General features: G+C 56.5%; 1 protein-coding gene. It reads right to left on the reverse strand.

Annotated features, from left to right (window positions below):
• A partial coding sequence (locus HB393_RS24905; RefSeq protein WP_213807929.1) for a helix-turn-helix domain-containing protein occupies positions 1 to 852 on the reverse strand: 852 nt, incomplete at both ends.

The following is an 852-nucleotide window of genomic DNA, read 5'->3' on the forward strand; positions in this document are numbered from 1 at the left end:
ACTTGACCTTCGACTGGGCCATTGCAGACTCAGGGCCGCTTGTACAGCTTCTTGATCACGCATGAGACCAGCGACGAAGCCACGCAAGGAAGTCCGCCTTGCGGCTTCAAGCCACTCTGGCCAGGCAATAAGATCCCGGTTGCGAACGATACGGAAGAACTCTCTTCCAAGATGTGCCAGCCGGGCTATTTCCGGTGAGCAACGATACAGCTCCTCCAGGTAAGGCTGGGCTGAAGGTGTTTCTTTGAGGATCTGCCACGCCGTCTGCCGAGACGAAACCCGCAAAGTAGATTTCATGGGTATATCTTTGGACGTCTTTGGAGGATGTCCACGGCGTTGCCGAAGCCAATGCCAGACGCTGCTGTTCTGCCCGCGGAAGCCCTGCTGCTGCAGTTCTCGCCAAAGCTGGCTCACATTGCGGCAACCTTCGAGCAGGCGTCGATCGAGATAAGCAGCATACTTGTCGACCGCGTTCGAAAACATGCGCGGGGTTCGTTCCGGGAACGCGCCTGCTTGTATCCATCGCTGGACTGTGCGAAGGCTGAGACCGAGTTGGCGAGCGACGTCAGATTGACTTACACCGCTTTCCACCAGAGCTCTCATCTGTTCATAGAGGTCGTGACGCCGATGTCTCTTCTCGTGGCTGACCGTCAAGGTCTCGACGGGATCTGCTGGAACCACAACAGGATTCAGAGTTTCAAAAAAGCCGTTCTGTTGGGCAACTTTGGCAGCCTGCAGCATGGTACGACGGTGAGGCTCGAGCGCGTTCCGTAGTGCTTCGCTCAGGTTGCGCAACAGATGCCAGCGATCGGCGATCTGAATGGCTTCTGGACAAGCTCTTCGTGTCGCTTT

It is taken from the genome of Granulicella sp. dw_53 (genome assembly GCF_018449545.1).
Taxonomy (GTDB): domain Bacteria; phylum Acidobacteriota; class Terriglobia; order Terriglobales; family Acidobacteriaceae; genus Edaphobacter.